At 48.7% G+C, this 16,543-nt stretch carries 10 protein-coding genes and 2 pseudogenes; 9 read left to right on the forward strand and 3 right to left on the reverse strand.

Annotated elements, in window-relative coordinates:
* Positions 1 to 1,974: 1,974 nt before the first annotated feature.
* Positions 1,975 to 3,069, reverse strand: coding sequence for a hypothetical protein (locus MKFW12EY_RS22320; protein WP_157199149.1), 1,095 nt, complete (start codon positions 3,067 to 3,069; stop codon positions 1,975 to 1,977).
* A 183-nt stretch (positions 3,070 to 3,252) separates the two neighbouring features.
* On the opposite strand from MKFW12EY_RS22320, the gene MKFW12EY_RS22325 reads away from it, so the two are divergent.
* Genes MKFW12EY_RS22325 through MKFW12EY_RS22335 form a run of 3 tightly spaced genes read left to right on the forward strand, consistent with a single transcriptional unit; the run spans position 3,253 to position 5,589 of the window.
* Complete coding sequence (locus tag MKFW12EY_RS22325; protein ID WP_054758465.1) at positions 3,253 to 4,161, forward strand: ParA family protein; 909 nt, start codon at positions 3,253 to 3,255, stop codon at positions 4,159 to 4,161.
* Complete coding sequence (locus MKFW12EY_RS22330; RefSeq protein ID WP_221054696.1) at positions 4,158 to 5,213, forward strand: ParB N-terminal domain-containing protein; 1,056 nt, start codon at positions 4,158 to 4,160, stop codon at positions 5,211 to 5,213. Before MKFW12EY_RS22325 ends, MKFW12EY_RS22330 begins: the two co-directional genes overlap by 4 nt.
* The gene (locus MKFW12EY_RS22335; protein ID WP_221054697.1) at positions 5,206 to 5,589 is read left to right on the forward strand and encodes a hypothetical protein; all 384 of its coding nucleotides are present in this window, start codon (positions 5,206 to 5,208) and stop codon (positions 5,587 to 5,589) included. The genes MKFW12EY_RS22330 and MKFW12EY_RS22335 overlap by 8 nt, the downstream gene beginning before the upstream one ends.
* A 1,304-nt stretch (positions 5,590 to 6,893) precedes the next feature.
* On the opposite strand, the pseudogene MKFW12EY_RS22340 reads toward MKFW12EY_RS22335, so the two are convergent.
* A pseudogene (locus MKFW12EY_RS22340) lies at positions 6,894 to 8,038 on the reverse strand (IS3 family transposase).
* 961 nt (positions 8,039 to 8,999) lie between these two features.
* Between MKFW12EY_RS22340 and MKFW12EY_RS22345 the strand changes: the two are divergent.
* Positions 9,000 to 11,333 carry a type I restriction endonuclease subunit R gene (locus tag MKFW12EY_RS22345; RefSeq protein WP_245006529.1) on the forward strand — a complete coding sequence of 778 codons (2,334 nt, stop codon included), beginning with the start codon at positions 9,000 to 9,002 and terminating at the stop codon, positions 11,331 to 11,333.
* A 172-nt stretch (positions 11,334 to 11,505) separates the two neighbouring features.
* Here the strand turns inward: MKFW12EY_RS22345 and MKFW12EY_RS22350 are convergent.
* Positions 11,506 to 12,123, reverse strand: a pseudogene (locus tag MKFW12EY_RS22350) (ExeA family protein); the annotation flags it as partial.
* A 202-nt stretch (positions 12,124 to 12,325) separates the two neighbouring features.
* Between MKFW12EY_RS22350 and MKFW12EY_RS22355 the strand changes: the two are divergent.
* From MKFW12EY_RS22355 to MKFW12EY_RS22375, 5 genes are all read left to right on the forward strand, one after another.
* Complete coding sequence (locus MKFW12EY_RS22355; RefSeq protein ID WP_054758459.1) at positions 12,326 to 12,616, forward strand: type II toxin-antitoxin system RelE/ParE family toxin; 291 nt, start codon at positions 12,326 to 12,328, stop codon at positions 12,614 to 12,616.
* Between the two features lie 10 nt (positions 12,617 to 12,626).
* A complete protein-coding gene (locus tag MKFW12EY_RS22360; protein WP_221054647.1) occupies positions 12,627 to 12,920 on the forward strand; it encodes an addiction module antidote protein in 294 nt (97 codons plus the stop codon).
* Positions 12,921 to 13,170: 250 nt separating this feature from the next.
* A complete protein-coding gene (locus MKFW12EY_RS22365; RefSeq protein WP_157199147.1) occupies positions 13,171 to 13,626 on the forward strand; it encodes a hypothetical protein in 456 nt (151 codons plus the stop codon).
* A gap of 229 nt (positions 13,627 to 13,855) precedes the next feature.
* Positions 13,856 to 15,043, forward strand: a complete 1,188-nt coding sequence (locus MKFW12EY_RS22370; protein WP_245006530.1) for a TolC family protein — start codon at positions 13,856 to 13,858, stop codon at positions 15,041 to 15,043.
* A gap of 16 nt (positions 15,044 to 15,059) precedes the next feature.
* A complete protein-coding gene (locus MKFW12EY_RS22375) occupies positions 15,060 to 16,535 on the forward strand; it encodes an efflux RND transporter periplasmic adaptor subunit (RefSeq protein WP_054758455.1) in 1,476 nt (491 codons plus the stop codon).
* Positions 16,536 to 16,543: the final 8 nt, after the last annotated feature.

A 16,543-nucleotide genomic window follows, 5' to 3' on the forward strand; every position in this document is an offset into this window, starting at 1 on the left:
AACTCGTGAATAACGCACAGTAACCTCTACTTGTCTTACTACCGTAGTAGCACTACATAAAAAATGTCCAATTTCAACTCAGATGTACCCCTGCTAAATTTTAGGACCTTCAACCTCCAAACGACAATTTCCCGCAAATTTAGGCGATATCAACTACTTACTCCGTAGTAGAACGACATAAAAGTAATGTTGGGGCGAGATCGAATTCGTTCTGTTTGATCCTCTTAACTTCGCAATTTTTTGTTGGTACGATTTAATCGATACAGATACCTTCTGTCCGGCACCGGACATTTTAACTAAGGATCACAACAAATCTCCGTAGTATTGCTACACATAAGAATTATTGAATCTTCTAAATTCAAACTCAGGTAACCTCTGATGAATGCTCTATTCGTGAAGAATTAACTTGTAACCAATTGATTTTACAAGTACTGGAATTTGAGATATCGAATTTTCGTAGGCCCCAAGTTCTACTTTGTCTCCGTAGTGTCGCTACATTAAGATACTTTCTAACCCCTTCAATTGAGCTCAATTTGCTCCTATGTGAATTAAAATCAACAAGGTACGTACTCAATAAAGCTCGATGAAGTATAAAATTTCAATTTCTTTCTCCGTAGTAGGGCTACATGAAGGATATGCTTAATTAGCAGGCTGTTGAAAAAATGGTTGATATACGTTTGCGCAGTGACAAAATTGACTACATATTGCTGACTGTTGCAAAGAATGCTACTAGATATAGACTCCCTAAAGTGCCAAAGATACAAATTCAACAGCCTGCTAACCCAAACTTAACGAACCTTTATTTCACCGTAGTTTCAGTACACGAAGAAAGCAACTGAGCAAAATTGGCAAGTGACTTCTTCTAGTTGATAAGATTTTCACCCATACAAGGATCGAAAATCAGGAGTCTATATTGGCTGCCTTCGGTACCCCTAGCCATCAGCGCCAATTTGGCTTTGACCCCGCAGGTGGATTAAAGCATTGTATCTCGCACCACTCGACGATGTTTGGCGAGCCCCTAGTTTTCACAACCGAAAGTCCGCCCGGTGCTATTCCTTTCAGAATTTACTTTAACTTCGCTCGCTCTCGCTTTGCTTTCCTGACAAATTGGTGAAAATTGTGGCCAATTAGAGTGCTTCCGCCATCTTTATAGTTACTTTAAGCGACAGCTAATATGCCGCGATAGTGTGTATGGAAGGGCTGCAGGTTCATAAACTGCCCAACGAACAGGGAAAGCGCGTTAGGGCCAGACACGGCTAACCGAGATCAATGCTGATATGAGTTCCAGCGACAATTGAGCAAACTCGCTTGGTATAGCGGACAGTTCAGAGTTCCACCCAAAAATCCGCTGGAATTATTCATGTTGGGCCCGTGTCGCCAAAGAGAATGGGCTAACTCAAGCGCAATTGAGGTATGTGAAATAGGATTTGAGGGTATCTGGTCGGCGCAATCAATGCACTACGGGTAAGACATGCCGGATTAGCTAGTCCGGAGATTTCTCGTGCGATTAGGCTGTTAAGCCAAGAACCCACAGTAGTACTCCGGCTGCTACAGCCGGACCGCCACGGGATGCTCTTTCCTTCAGGCTGGTGACGAGGTCAAATTTGGGCAGAAATGTAAGAAATTCTTAAGTCAAAATTTTGTCCGGTACCGGACACTTCTACAGTTGATAACGTTCTTACTCAGTATTTCGAATAAATTAAGATTTGTTACGTGCATTGAAAATTGTCCGCGAGTAGCGAATAGATGGTCAATAAAGCTTTGAAACACATAACATATAACCTATGCCCTTATCTGTTTGAAGTTAACGGACGGATTTAATGTTTGGCAGATTCAGAAATCTTATGACTAGAGCAGTCCTTGAAGAGTGGATATCGCCATTCATCCTGTTTTTATCTAGATGGACAAAGACTAAGCCATATCCACTACAAAGAGATGCTATTTAGGTGGGATAAAATGTAAATATTCGTTAATTTAATTCTTCCGTCGTCTTGAAAATTCAAGGACAAAAGGTTCACTTCTTCCTGTGCCGTGTATGACAAAATCGCACCAATCAAACTGGTCACGAAGTTGCTTTAATACTGCTTCCATACGCGGACGTAAACGGGAGCGATCGCCATGCCAATGGATCACATCTGCTATGTACTCAAGCTCTTTTTTATAATAGTTACCTTGGGTGCAAAGGAAACGATAAAGTGCCCTACCGTTTGCTGAGGATATCTGCCTGCGCATTTTCCAGTTATGGAAGGTCGCCTGTTCCTTAAGCCACTTAACCATAAGCGGTGAGAATTGGGCAAATATCAACCCGTCTTCTTCATAAGCTCGCCATTGAATATCGACAAGTCTGATCGTTTGACCATCCCAACTTTCTCCAAGGTATAAATCCTTTTTTCGTGTTTCCAGTTCGATGCTGACGTGAGCAAGCCTTCTTATTGATTCAATAGTTGCTTTGTAATTCAGACCCGAATCATTGATACCAAGTTCTTTATTGATCTGCCCTACTGTTGCAATCATAACCTGTACAGTTAGGTTTCCCCGCTCATCGTTAAGCCATGATGAATCGTTAAGAGGAACTGGTAGTTTTGATCCCTGCCCAATTAAGCGCCTACCCGATAACTGAAGCATTGCGAATAGAACGTCTTCGTCCTCGATAGTCACCGGTGGTCCAAAACGTCTACCCCGACCAAATGGCGTTTCAAACGCGAATGCCAAATCTTTATCTAGCATGTTGCGCTGACAACGTGCTGGAATGGGAACAAAAATTGGTAAACGTGCTAAAAGAGTTGGGATGGCATTCGTGTCTGAAACAGACAATGAAGTGAATAAACCCAATTGCTCTGCTTCTAGCAAACGTGCATCAGCAGCCTTCACTAACTTTCTACCGATACCCTTTATTTTTTTTCGATTTTCAACAGGCAGCGTATGTGTAGCTTCTTCGACTATTGTGTCCATCGTCGCTAAATCAATTGCCTGTTCTTTTTCAGCATCGAATAAATCCTTTTGCCGTTGTTTCGACTCCGCATTTCGCTTAGCAAGGAAGCTGTCCATTTTTGATTGCGAAGCTGCCATTCATAACTCCAATATAGGTCTCAAACGGTATATCTAGTGACAAGTATGATCGTAAAATACTAATTGGTCAATGTACAATACACTAAGCAGTGTGGTACTATCAAGCGTATTGTACAGTTAGGAATAGAACTGTCCGGTACCGGACACTTAGGAAACGACTCTAAAAGATAGGGTGAAAGCAAAATGGCAGCAGAACAGATCACAAATATACCCGATTACGCAAAACTGAAAGTACTTACAATCGGTAATCATAAAGGCGGAGTAGCAAAGACAACTTTGTCAAAATTACTGACAGAGTACAGCGTCCGTGAAGGGAAACGAGTTCTGGGCATTGATATTGATCCACAATGCAATTTCTCCGCAAGATTTGTACAAATGACAGAAGACGGCGGTACGCCACCTTTTCATCCAAATTTTGATCCTAAGGATCCGACTTGGGACGAATTACCGTATGCACCCCCAGGATATTGGTCAATAGCAGAATTTTTCCGATTGGGATACGCAGAGCCTTACCCCACGGACCACCCTACTCTAAGTTTTATCCCATCACACAAAAGAGAATTGACATCTTTTCTAGAGCAAGTTGAGAGGAATAGTATTCAAGAAGCCGTTGTGGAGCATATGAGGGCTATGTTGTCGATGGAGTATTACCAAGACGAATTCGATCTCGTCATTGTCGATACCCCACCCCAAACCTCCGCATTAACAGCATCTGCAGCGCGTGCAGCCACCCACTTATTAATACCGACAGAAATGCAAGAAGACTCCGTTGCTGGCATGGCTGATATGGCACAACTATGGCAAGCCGAGAATCAGGTGCGCGATACCAATAAATTACAATTGGTTGGAATCCTGGCAACAAAATACGATCCACAGTCAGCTGCCCAAAGAAAAACAATGGAACAGCTAATTCAGAATGAAGTATTAGGGGACAAGTTAATTTACCCACCAATGCGTTATTTACAGACATATGCTAATAGTTCTTCAACCTTCGCGAACCCGCGCTCACTCTTTGAGATGCACGAAAATACACCAGCTCGAAATGAGGCAGAACAATTTTGCAAAGTAATTTTTGAGAGGATCTTCAAATGAACGAAGAAGGACTACCCAGAAAGCCGGGGCTTTTAAAAAGAAATGCAGTAGGCGTACAGCCTGGTACGATCTCAAAAGTAGCCGCGCAAATTGCGGCGGCTGAAAATGCAAAACAACAAGAGTACGAACTACGGCAAGTACCGCTGGCAGATATTCAGCTATGGGAAGATCAGCCAAGGACATTTCATTTAACGCTTAGTGACATCTATCGTGGATATATCCAAGAGGATGATCCGTATCGAATGAACAAAACCGAGGAGTTGGAAGGCATTATCACTTTGGCGATGAGCTTAAAGGAATTTGGTTTGCTTAATCCACCAATTGCATTTGCATTGCCAGGAAAACACGTTCAGTTAATGGGTGGGCAACGTCGAACGATGGCTGCTATTTTTGGTTTATTTCATCTGGAAACCATCATAGATGAGCATGAAAATAGGGTTCATGAGTTAACAATCAATCCGGAGCCGGATTTAACCCTCTTGCATGTTGAACGAATAACCGTAAAAGTATTTTTACGTAAACCACAAGCACAAACGGTAGAACGCCTGGGTATCATCGATAATGTTCAACGCGATGATTTATCTATTGGTGACAAATTACGATGGCTGATAAAGTTCTCAGCGCATCAAGAAGAGAAGGGAAGGGCGGTCCGGTGGCGTGATTTGGTTGATACTTTAGGACTTTCGAGATCTCAAGCCTATGAATGGATGAACGTAGTCCAAACGCGAAATGATGAATACGTTAGACAGGTCATACAATTCGTTATTGAGGGAAACGCATCGTTTGCCAGGTTACTGGAATTAGCTAAAGCGGACTCTCACCAACGAGCTCATCAGTTTCGCCTATGGTTTGGTGAAAGAGGAGGGCGTGGCAATACGGCAAAGGTTTCCCTGGGACACACCACAAATCTAAATGCGTTGAAATCGTTGGTTCTAGCTAACGTCGACGACGATCATTTGGAAGAGTTCAAGGCTCTAAATTGGGATGATCCTAAAAGTGTAAAGAAAGCCTTTGCAACATTTTTAGACTATTGGATAGAAAAAAATGGCTGATGTTCGTCCCCAGGGTATCAAGGCAAATGCATCAATTAGGAAAGTCACAGTAAAGCTACCAGCAGCACTGAAATTGTCGTTACCAGCCAAGATATTGGCAGATGGTTATAACATGCGCCAGAAAAGTAAATGGGTTGTCGAAGCAATACAATCCTTATTAGCAAAGAATGGATGGGAAGGGGCCTTGCTTTCCGAATTGGTTGTCAAACCAAATTCACAAGATGTATTCAGTATTCCAGACGATTTAGTTGCCAAAATCAATATGGAAGCTCATCGAGTAGCATTGCAGAATCCCAGTCTTAATGCCAATCAATCTACAATTATTCGGGCGGCCATTAACAGGCGATTACTAGGCTTTTTCCAAAAGCCTGAATGAATATGTATTTAGTTTCATCCGAAACATTCGTTTACAAGAAGATCGGCAATAAGTGTAGGTGATGAAGTGCATTGCTTTACTCTAGATCAAATCTGTTGAGCTACTTGGAAGATGGGATGTATTAAGGTTATTAGAAATAACTATAAAACCCTATTATCTTCGCAAAGGGGTAGGGCATGGCCAACGTAGCACCCACAATGTTTGAGATTTTGTTAGAGCGACAACATTCATATACCGTTGAGCGCATGGCCGAGGTCTTGGTGCCGCGATTCCACCATCTCAACGACTGCTTAAGAAAGCTGCTATGCTTGTGCGAGCACATAAGGCTGTACTGAAGAGTGGTGATTAGCTGACTGCAGCCAAAATCGCGCAACTGGCAGGATTGAGCAAACAAACTCCGAGCGCTCAGCCCAATAAATAGAAAACCAGGGAATGATTTTTACAATAAACCATGGCGGCGTCGATTACTTTCCGGATTACGGGCGGGACAGTGCGGAAGGCTTTCGGCCAATAAAAATCATTGGAATCTTTAAAGGCCACAAGGACAGCGGGGCAGTGGCATACTGGATTCACTCGGACAACAGCTTTTTGGGGCAATCGGCCTCTGGATTTGTTGGCGCCGGAGCGGGTTGCCGAGGCTGCCATAGACGAGGTTCAGGAACTGGCGCATAGTTAATGGAGGAGCTTCTCCGTTACCTGTCGATGAGGAAAAGTTTCTCATACCCAGTCTACACATCAGCTTCATGTTACGGTCATCTCGCTTACGAAGGGTGAGGTTTTCCACCGGCTCCATCGAAGAGACAATTCGATCCGGACATACATGGGAATGTGCGTTTTAGTCTGATTCAAGATAAATCGTGTAAACCTATCCCCGTGCTGTAAGGTGGGACGACGAGAGTGATTCACGATGTACCTTACACACCAGGTTTTAAGAACTTCGATAAAGGCAAGTTAGTTGACCAGGTTCATTCAACCGTTGTGGTCAATCAGTAGTTTCAACTCATCGATACCGAGAAGCACCAATATCCGGCCACACGAAAGTGTGCCGAGGCCTTCCATCATCACTATCCACAAATCCAAGGGTTGTGTCGGATATCCAGGCAAGACGAGTCCACACACGCTGTCGTGCATTTTGGTAATGGCATTCCTGGCAACGTAATTAAGTCGGAAAAGAATTCACGCAATTTGTTGGGCGACGCCGAAGCATACGACACACAGCTAGGACTAGCCGATCGAATAGGTAAAAGTGGCCCCATTCGTTTGAACAGCGAAACCGGAATTTAAAGTGAAATCCCTGCCATGGTTTAGGCAGCCAACTTGAGGCTTAGCAAGCCATCGTTATACGCCCGTTGTGGCGCTTTTCGTTCCAAACTGGAATGCGGTCGTTCGTGGTTGTACCACTCGAAATAATCCAGAATTGAGGCGCGGGCTTGACCGACTGAATCCTGAACGTGCAGGTAGACTCGCTCGTATTTGACGGATCGCCATAGCCTTTCCACCAAGACATTATCCCGCCAGGCGCCGCGACCGTCCATGCTGAGCTGGCAGCCCTTGCCTTTCACGGCATCGACAAACGCCTTGGCGGTGAACTGGCTGCCTTGGTCGGTGTTGACGATGTCCGGGCTGCTGTAGCGCTTGAAAGCCTGCTCCAACACATCTACCGCATGACAGGCTTCCAGGGTGATCGCGACCTTGGCGGCCAGGACCTTACGAGTCGCCCAGTCGACCACCGCCGTTAAATACGCAAACCCTTTGGCCAGCGGGATGTAGGTCGTATCCAGTGCCCAGACCTGATTGGCACGGTCGATGGTCATGCCGCGCAGCAAGTAGGGATAGATATCGTGATCGGGCGTCTTCTTACTGGTATTGGGCTTGCAATACACGGCCTCGATGCCCACGCGCTTCACTTGTGCCCTGTGGGTATCAAGGTTTTCACATGCTTACGACCGACCTCGATGCCTTGCCGATCGAGCTGATCACGCAGTTGGCGAGCCCCCATGACCGGGTGTTTCAGGTGCAGTTCGTCGAGTCGGCGCATGATGTCCAGATCGCGCTCCGAAACCGGCTTAGGCAGATAGTACACACTGCCGCGACTGATGCCTAATAGCTCGGCCTGCCGACCAATCGGTAGTTGGGATTGACGGTCGATCATGGGTATCAGCAATCCCGCCTTGGTGAGCGCGTTCCCTAAAAAATCGTTCTCCAAGGTCAGTTGGCCGATTTTCGCGTGTAGGGCTTGTAGATCGACGGGTGGCGATTCGGGCTCCGTGGGCTTTCCAAACACCTCGGCAGCCCGCTCGCTCAGTTGCTTCTTCAAATCAACAATCTGATTTTGATGAACCTCAAACTCCTGGGTCAATTGGGCCAAGGTTTTATCGCTAGCCAAGGCCGCTAGGGCAACTTTGGCTTCGAAGGCCGCTGAATGTTTTCTTCTCGGATTTTGGGACATCTTCTGCTCCGTTTCTTTGTCCTTGCGGACGTTCAAAAGTAGCAGGGTTTTTCACTTAACCGACTGTTCAATTTTTTGGGGCCGGCTCTGGTGTCAATATCCTATTGGAGAAAAATCTAATGCAGCACCGCTCTCCGGTCCCGTGCGGTTTGCGGCGGCATATATAGCGGAGCAGTTGGCGGATTGTCATGGAATAGGTAGGGGGGACAGATAAGAGGGCTTTCACATTTAGTCGGAGTAGCCGGAGCTAAATTGGTCGTTAAAACGGGGGAGGGGCGCAAAATTCTTTTGATTTTCACTTGGTTATAAGACCACTTAAATAAATCAAGGTTTAATATAGCTACTGCTGATAAGGATAATAATCAGGATTTGTTATTAGTAATCGTTAAATATTTTAGTTAAACACTGAATAAATTATTTTGTTTTTATGTCTGCAAACGTCCGGCAGCCAGGTCAACCGTGGCAATCAGCCAATCACGCGTGCTTGAGCGAAAGACGGGCTTGCTGAGTCAAAATTGGGACGGACGCTACACAGCTGCAGTAAACCAAAACCGCCAAAATTAAGGAGAGAGGCCACGGCGTATGGGTTTCGACGAATCCACCCAAGGCATACGGATTGTCGAACACGCTTTCTTGATATTAGGTAACGTGCGTTATAAGTTCCTGGATGTGACAAAACCGCGATTGTGCGAAGGCTGCTTTCGTTTTATATGGTGCATATTTGATGCAGTTTTGAAGAAACTTTGGTGTTTGGTGTTAGAACGCATAGCATCCCGAGAGTGGACCAATACCATCGAAGTATTCTTGAGCGTTTTGAGCGAATCACGGAGCAGCCATGTTTTTAACAAACCATTGAATTTCAACGGTTCTGAAATCTGTAAACCGATTCATTTATACTTCGGGGGGAGCTAACGGCAAAATTTATTACCAAGTAAACCGGCCCACAGGGTAACGGACTACCATGACCATCAACCAAAACCCGGAACAAGTCGCCCGCGATCAAATTGACACGCTATTGGAGCAATCGGGCTGGGCGGTACAAAACAAAAATCAGATTAACTTCTATATTGGTGAAGGTCAGGCTGTTCGGGAATACCAAACCGATACCGGCCCGGCCGATTACATTCTGTTTGTTGGCGGCAAACCGGTCGGCGTGATTGAAGCCAAAGCAGAGCAGCACGGCCACAAACTTACCAGTGTCGAAGATCAAACCGCCGAATACGCCGCCGCCAAACTGAAGTGGGTTAACAACAGCGAGCCTTTGCCATTTTTGTACGAAAGCACCGGCGCCGTCACCCGCTTTACCGATGCCCGCGACCCCAAACCGCGCTCCCGCGAAGTATTCGGCTTTCATCGCCCGGAAACCCTGCAGGAATGGCTAAACCAAGGCAGCTCCCTACGCAGTCGCCTGCAAAACTTTCCCCAACTCGACCCCACTGGCTTGCGCGCTTGCCAGGAAATTGCCATCAACAATCTGGAAGATTCCTTCAAGCACAATCGCCCGCGCGCCTTGATCCAAATGGCTACCGGTTCCGGCAAAACCTATACGGCCATCACCGCCATGTATCGCTTGCTGAAATTTACCGACGCCAAACGCATCCTGTTTCTGGTCGATACCCGCAACCTGGGCGAACAGGCCGAGCAGGAAATGATGAGCTACACGCCCGCCGATGATAACCGCAAGTTTACCGAGCTCTATAGCGTGCAGCGCCTGCAGTCGTCCTACGTCGCCAAAGACAGCCAGGTGTGTATCAGCACCATTCAGCGCCTGTATTCCATACTCAAAGGTGAAGAACTCGACAGCAACTTGGAAGACGTCAATCCCGCAGAACTGCTGACCAAACCCAAACAACCCATGCCGGTGGTTTACAACGCCAAGCTGCCGCTGGAATTTTTCGACTTCATCTTCATCGACGAATGCCACCGCTCGATCTACAACCTGTGGCAGCAAGTGCTGGATTACTTCGACGCCTTTCTGATTGGCCTCACCGCCACCCCGGACAACCGCACTTACGGTTTTTTCAAGAAAAACGTGGTCAGCGAATACACCCACGAAAAAGCCGTCGCCGACGGTGTCAATGTCGGCAACGAGGTGTATAAAATCGAAACCCAGATCACCCAAGCGGGCGGCAAAATCCCGGCCAAACTGCAAATTCAGAAACGCGAAAAGCTCACCCGCAAAAAACGCTGGGAGCAGCAAGACCAGGACGAAACCTACAGCGGCAAAGAGCTGGATAACAGCGTGGTCAATCCCGATCAAATCCGCACCGTGATCCGCGCCTTCAAAGACAACTGGACCGGCATCTTCCCCGGCCGCCAGGAAGTACCGAAAACCCTGATTTTCGCCAAAACCGACAGCCACGCCGACGACATTATTCAAACCGTGCGCGAAGAGTTTGATGAAGGCAATGCCTTCTGCAAAAAAGTGACTTACAAAGCCGAAGACGACCCCAAATCGACGCTGGCCGATTTCCGGAACGCCTATTATCCGCGCATCGCCGTCACCGTGGACATGATCGCCACCGGCACCGACGTTAAACCGCTGGAATGCCTGCTGTTCATGCGCGACGTGCGCAGCCGCAACTACTTCGAGCAAATGAAAGGTCGTGGCACCCGCACCCTGGATTTGGACGGCCTGAAAAAAGTCACCCCGTCCGCCGTCAGTGCCAAAACCCATTACGTCATCATCGATGCCGTCGGCGTCACCACCTCGTTAAAAACTGCCAGCCAGCCCTTGATTACCAAACCCACGGTATCGCTGAAAGATTTGGCTATGGGCGTGATGCTGGGCGCCAACGACAGCGACGCCGTCAGCTCGTTAGCCGGGCGACTGGCGCGACTCAATCACCAACTGGACGCCGGCGACCGCCAAAAAATCCAGCAACAAGCCGGCGGGCACAGCCTGAGTCAAATCGTCAGCGCCTTGTTCAATGCCATCGACCCGGATGCGGTCAGCCAAAAAGCCTGCGAATTGGCCGGTTTGCCTGCCGACGTCGAGCCCAGCGAACAACAGTATCAACTCGCTCAGGCGCAAATGGTCAAAGAGGCGTCTAAGGTCTTGAACGGGCCATTGATCGAACTGATCGACAGCATCCGCCGCGACAAGGAACAAACCATCGACCACGTCAATCTGGACACACTCGAGTTTGCCGGTTGGTCCGCCGATGCTCAGGCCAGTGCCCAAAACCTGGCGCAGGAATTTGCCGACACGCTGGCCAGCTACAAAGACCAGATCGAAGCGCTCAGCATCTTTTACGACCAGCCGCAACGCCGCCGCGACATCACCTACGTGTAACGGCTTGCATTTGAAAGCGGCTGGACTCGCATTTATCGCCGATTTCGGCTCAGATTAACTGCAACTGAAAATTCCGCTGAGCTCGAATTAATTGCAACTGAGCTTGCATTTATTCCTTCGGGCTCGCATTTGCTATTCTCCAGCTCACTTTAACTGCAAATGAAACCAAGCTTTAAATCGGCAAGCCTGCTGCCAAAAATTGGCTACGCAGTTCCGCTGCGCGCGTAGCGTCTAAGTTATTGCTGAATAGCGACTTGATTTCGGCCGGCTTGACGTCGAATTGTTCAACCAGGTCTTTGATGCGGTAGCCGTGACGAGCCAATGTCGGCTCCAGGTCGTCCAGTTGACGGGATAATACCGAATCAATCAAGTCGGCCGATATAGGCGTTTCGCCGGTTTGGTAGCCCGCTTCCAAGGCCAAAGCCAGATGCAGTTGGATTTGCAACGGCGTCCGCAAGCGTGCGGCCAACTGATCGATGGCCTCCGCTGTCAGGATCGATTCAACCGCCGTCTCGTTTTTCGTACAGGATTTCAGCAGCCAATGAATGTATTCGCGCTGGCTGCCGGCGATGCCATCCAGGTTGAACACATCGGTGCGGAAGCCAATCTCTTCCATCGTCGGTCGCCGCAAGTCGTTGCGTAATTTGGGGTGGCCTGACAGTACCACGGACAAGCGGCCATCGCCGTCCTCGATCACTTCCATTAGCCGCTTCAAACCGATCAAGGTGTGGCCGTTCAGATCGTGCGCCTCGTCGATGAATAAAGCCACCGGCCGCTTGTTCTTGGCTATTTTTGCCCATCCCCTCGAAAAGGTAAAAATTAGCAATATCTAATAGGCTAGTATGCACATAGCCTATTTCCACCATGTTATCTGGCACATAATTCACTCCCGCTATTACCCATTTCAACACGAGCCCTTACGTTTGCCCGAGTACGCAAGCGCCTGTCAGTCTGTCTATTGACAAACGTAGCCCATCGGCTACACTTAAATCATGGTCGATATAAAGAAAACCAATGTTTATGCCCGATGGCTGGACGATCTTCGCGATATTCGTGCTCGCGCAAGAGTTTTGGCCAGGGTCGAACGTCTGGTTGCTGGCAATCCGGGTGACGTTAAGTCGGTTGGGGAAGGTGTATTAGAAATGCGAATCGACTATGGCCCCGGTTATCGGGTGTATTTCACGCAACGCGGCAACGAAATCGTCATTTTGTTGGCTGGTGGCGATAAAAGCACTCAGGATGCCGATATTAAAACCGCCCAAGGTCTGGCCCGTAACCTCTAGGATAACCGCAATGACAAAAACTATCATCAGCCGCTACGATGTCGCCGAGCACTTGAGAACCACCGAAGAAATGGCGGCCTATCTGGATGCCTGCATTGAGGAGGCCGATGGCGATGCGGCCTTCATAGCCAAGGCACTTGGCGATATTGCCCGTGCACGCGGCATGTCGCAGATTGCCCGAGATACTGGGCTTTCCCGCGAAAGCCTGTATCGATCCCTGGACGGCGAGCACATCCCCAGTTTCGATACGATCCTCAAGGTAACGAAGGCGTTAGGCATTCATCTACATGCCGATCCGGCCTGATCTTGGGATTGAAAATCCAACAGCTCGAAAACTTACGTTAGCATCTAATATAATTCGATTATTGGCTTTCTTGAGCCTGCTGACGGTCAACACCCGGCCAGACTTCGGTCGTTCATCCGATCGCCAAAGCGGCTACTGGAACGTCGAATCCAATCCAGGTAACTGCTGCTCGCACACCTACTAAGGCTTTATCTTTACGGAGCACCTGGTCTTATAAAACATTGACCTAGGCCAATAGTCGGTTATCATTTTGACCATGATTTTTTCTCGTCGTTTACATATCCGGGTATCGCTCGTCCTGATTCTGACAGTTCTCAGCCATTTCGGCCTGAATCCCGCTCTGTATTCGGGTGAAGTCTGGTGTTTTGGCGAGGACGGTCATGTTGCCATGGAATCGGCTAACCACCATCACGATCATGAATTCAGCCATAACGTAAAGCACTCGGTTGACGAAACCGGGCAAATGGCGATGGGAAAATCCCATTGCACGGATATTGCCTATCCCAATGCCGAGCAGATTTGTAACATTGATCCCATCAAGGATTTCTCGAAACACTTCTTGAATGATTGGGTATTGGCCCTTGGCGCTATCCTATTCATTCTTTCATACCTTTGCCCGCCTACTTTCCGCTTACGTTATCGTCGCCATCGGCATTTTGTCGATTCAGGGCACCTCGCGCTACGTAGCATCGTTCTACTTAATTAGCCGTCTCTTCATAAACCCAACGTCCTTGCAGTTTGGTGCTGCGGGCTTTGCTTTGTATTTTTTATGAAGAGAGATTTCCATGTTTGCAATCAAAACGCGACTCAGCAGTCGTGTCGTTTTGTTATTTTTCTTGTCGGGTCTGGCGATTGTTGCCAACGCGGCGGATGAACCCTTAAATCTTAAGCAACCGCTTAATACTCTAGCGATCGACAGTGTGCCGGAAGAGCCTATGGGCACGCTAATCTTGCCCCAGGCACTCGCGATTGCCTTGCTTAAAAATCCCGAATTGTCCGCTTATTCGTCGGAAATTCGCGCGCAAGAGGCTGCCAGTCTGCAAGCGAGCTTAGTGCCGAATCCTGTTTTTGGTGCCAATGCAGCCAATTTCGGCAATAGCGTAATTCGCGGTTTTGACGGCGATGCCGTTACATTGCAACTCAGCCAGTTGATCGAACTGGGCGGGAAGCGCGCGGCACGGACGACGGCAGCCGATCTCACCAAGCAATTGGCCGCTTGGGATTATGAAGCCAAACGGGCCGACATCTTGACATTGGTGACGCAAGGGTTTATCGATGTGCTCATCAGCCAACAGCGCTTGGCACTGACCCAACAAATGCAGGCCTTGGCCCAGCAAACCTACGACAGCACGGCGGCACGGGTGCAAGCCGGTAAAGTGTCGCCCGTCGAAGAAAGCAAAGCCAAAATCGCGTTATCTTCGGCGCAAATTGAATTCCAAAGGACCTTGCGCGAACTGGAAGCGGCCAAGAAGCGTTTGGCGGCGACATGGGGCAGTAACTCACCCCATTTTGAACAGGTGAGCGGCAATCTGGAAACCCTTGAACCACCACCCAGTTTGGATAGCCTGCTACAGCGGCTTAGCGACAATCCCGACCTCGCGCGTTGGGCAACGGAGATTACCCAGCGCCAAGCGTTGGTCGACGTTGAAAAAAGCAAAGCGATTCCCGATTTAACCGCAACGGTGGGTGCCAGCAAATACCTGATGCCCAATGATTATGCCTTGCTGGTGGGTTTTAGCCTGCCGATACCGGTATTCGATCGCAATCAAGGCCGAATCGAAGAGGTACAACAACGCTTGAATAAGGCAGAAGATGAACGACGGAGCGCCGAAGTCCGCATCCAGACTGCCTTAAACACCGCCTATCAACGCTTGGCCGCGGCGTATGCCGAAGTCAATGCGCTGCATCAAGACATTCTGCCCAATGCCCAAACCACATACAACGCAGCCAGCGAAGGTTATCGCCTGGGAAAATTCGGCTTCCTCGATATGCTCGATGCCCAACGTACATTGTTCAGCACCCAACACCAGCACTTACAGGCCGAAGCCGAATACCACAAGGCGCTGGCCGACGTTGAACGTTTGATCGGCGGCAGTCCCAACCCATCGCCTAAGGCCCCATAAAAGAAGAGCGCGAATCATGAACAAAAAACAACTCTGGATGATTTTAGGCATGTTTGCCGTAGGCCTCGTTTTGGCCATTTTGATATTAAGTTTGGAACGCCCCGTTGTCGGCGAAGCGGAAGGCGAAAGTGAACATCAACAGCCCGCTGAAAACCTCGGTTCTCATGGCGGGCAGCTACTGACGAATGGGCCGATCGCACTAGAGATTTTGTTATCGGAAAAAAGCGGTGAACCGCATTTTCAGATTTATCGGTACGAAAACGACCGGTTATTGCCGCCACAAGTCGGTGAATTAACCATGACCTTGAACCGTCCCGACGGCGAATCGCAAACGATCGATTTCGAGGCTAATCAGGATTTTTTGCAGAGCCAGCAAACCATCGAAGAACCTCACGTCTTCGATACGTCCATTATGGTACGGAGCGATAAGAGCACTGCCCAATTTGATTTTGCTAAGGATGAAGGAAAAATCGTCCTGACCGACCCGCAAATCGAAGAAGCGGGTATCCAGTTACAAACAGCCGGGCCCGCACGCATCCAAAAACGCATCACCTTGCCAGGTGAAATTCGCTTCAACGAAGATCGCACTTCGCATGTGGTGCCACGTGTCGCCGGTATTGCCGAAGGCATTCCCGCCAATCTGGGGCAGCATGTCAAAAAAGGCGACCTGCTGGCGGTGATTGGCAGTGCCAGTCTCTCCGAACAGCGCAGCGAACTCTACAGCGCACAAAAACGACTGGAGTTGGCAAAAGCGACTTTTGACCGGGAAAAACATCTGTGGGAAGCTAAGATTTCCGCCCAACAGGATTACCAGCAGGCCCGCCAAACCTTGAGCGAAGCGGAAATTGCCCTGCATAACGCCCAGCAGAAATTACGGGTTTTAGGCGCGAAACCGGATGTCCAAGGTGAGTTGAGCCGTTATGAAATTCGCGCACCGTTCGAGGGCATCGTCGTCGACAAACACATTTCCATCGGCGAGGCGGTTAAGGAAGACAGCAGTATCTTTACCATCAGTGATTTGTCTTCGGTTTGGGCGGAAATGATCGTCTCGGCCAAGGATTTGAACGTGGTACGTATCGGTGAACCGGTCACCATCAAAGCCACGGCGCTCGATTCAGTAGCAAGCGGCACGGTGTCTTATGTCGGGGCGTTGATGGGTGAGCAAACCCGTACCGCCAAGGCCAGAGTCACGTTGGCCAATCCTCAAATGGCCTGGCGTCCCGGCCTGTTCATCACGGTCGACATGGTGGCCAGCGAAGCGAATGTGTCGGTAGCCGTTGCCGCAGAAGCCGTCCAATCGATCAACAATGAACCCACCGTGTTCGTCAAAATTCCAGGTGGTTTCATCGGCCAACCCGTCGAGACGGGACTTTCCGATGGCCAAGCGGTGGAAATCGTCAAAGGATTAAAGCCGGGGGCACAAGTCGCCGTCGATGGCAGCTTCGTCCTAAAGTCGGAACAAGGCAAGGCGGGAGCGTCGCATGAACACTGATCGGATAA

Source organism: Methylomonas koyamae (assembly GCF_019669905.1).
GTDB lineage: Bacteria > Pseudomonadota > Gammaproteobacteria > Methylococcales > Methylomonadaceae > Methylomonas > Methylomonas koyamae.

Excerpts from the sequence above, each read along its gene's own strand:
- MKFW12EY_RS22320 (WP_157199149.1), bottom strand. The coding sequence starts at position 3,069 with ATGGCAGCTTCGCAATCAAAAATGGACAGCTTCCTTGCTAAGCGAAAT.
- MKFW12EY_RS22325 (WP_054758465.1), top strand. The coding sequence starts at position 3,253 with ATGGCAGCAGAACAGATCACAAATATACCCGATTACGCAAAACTGAAA.
- MKFW12EY_RS22330 (WP_221054696.1), top strand. The coding sequence starts at position 4,158 with ATGAACGAAGAAGGACTACCCAGAAAGCCGGGGCTTTTAAAAAGAAAT.
- MKFW12EY_RS22335 (WP_221054697.1), top strand. The coding sequence starts at position 5,206 with ATGGCTGATGTTCGTCCCCAGGGTATCAAGGCAAATGCATCAATTAGG.
- MKFW12EY_RS22345 (WP_245006529.1), top strand. The coding sequence starts at position 9,000 with ATGACCATCAACCAAAACCCGGAACAAGTCGCCCGCGATCAAATTGAC.
- MKFW12EY_RS22355 (WP_054758459.1), top strand. The coding sequence starts at position 12,326 with ATGGTCGATATAAAGAAAACCAATGTTTATGCCCGATGGCTGGACGAT.
- MKFW12EY_RS22360 (WP_221054647.1), top strand. The coding sequence starts at position 12,627 with ATGACAAAAACTATCATCAGCCGCTACGATGTCGCCGAGCACTTGAGA.
- MKFW12EY_RS22370 (WP_245006530.1), top strand. The coding sequence starts at position 13,856 with ATGGGCACGCTAATCTTGCCCCAGGCACTCGCGATTGCCTTGCTTAAA.
- MKFW12EY_RS22375 (WP_054758455.1), top strand. The coding sequence starts at position 15,060 with ATGAACAAAAAACAACTCTGGATGATTTTAGGCATGTTTGCCGTAGGC.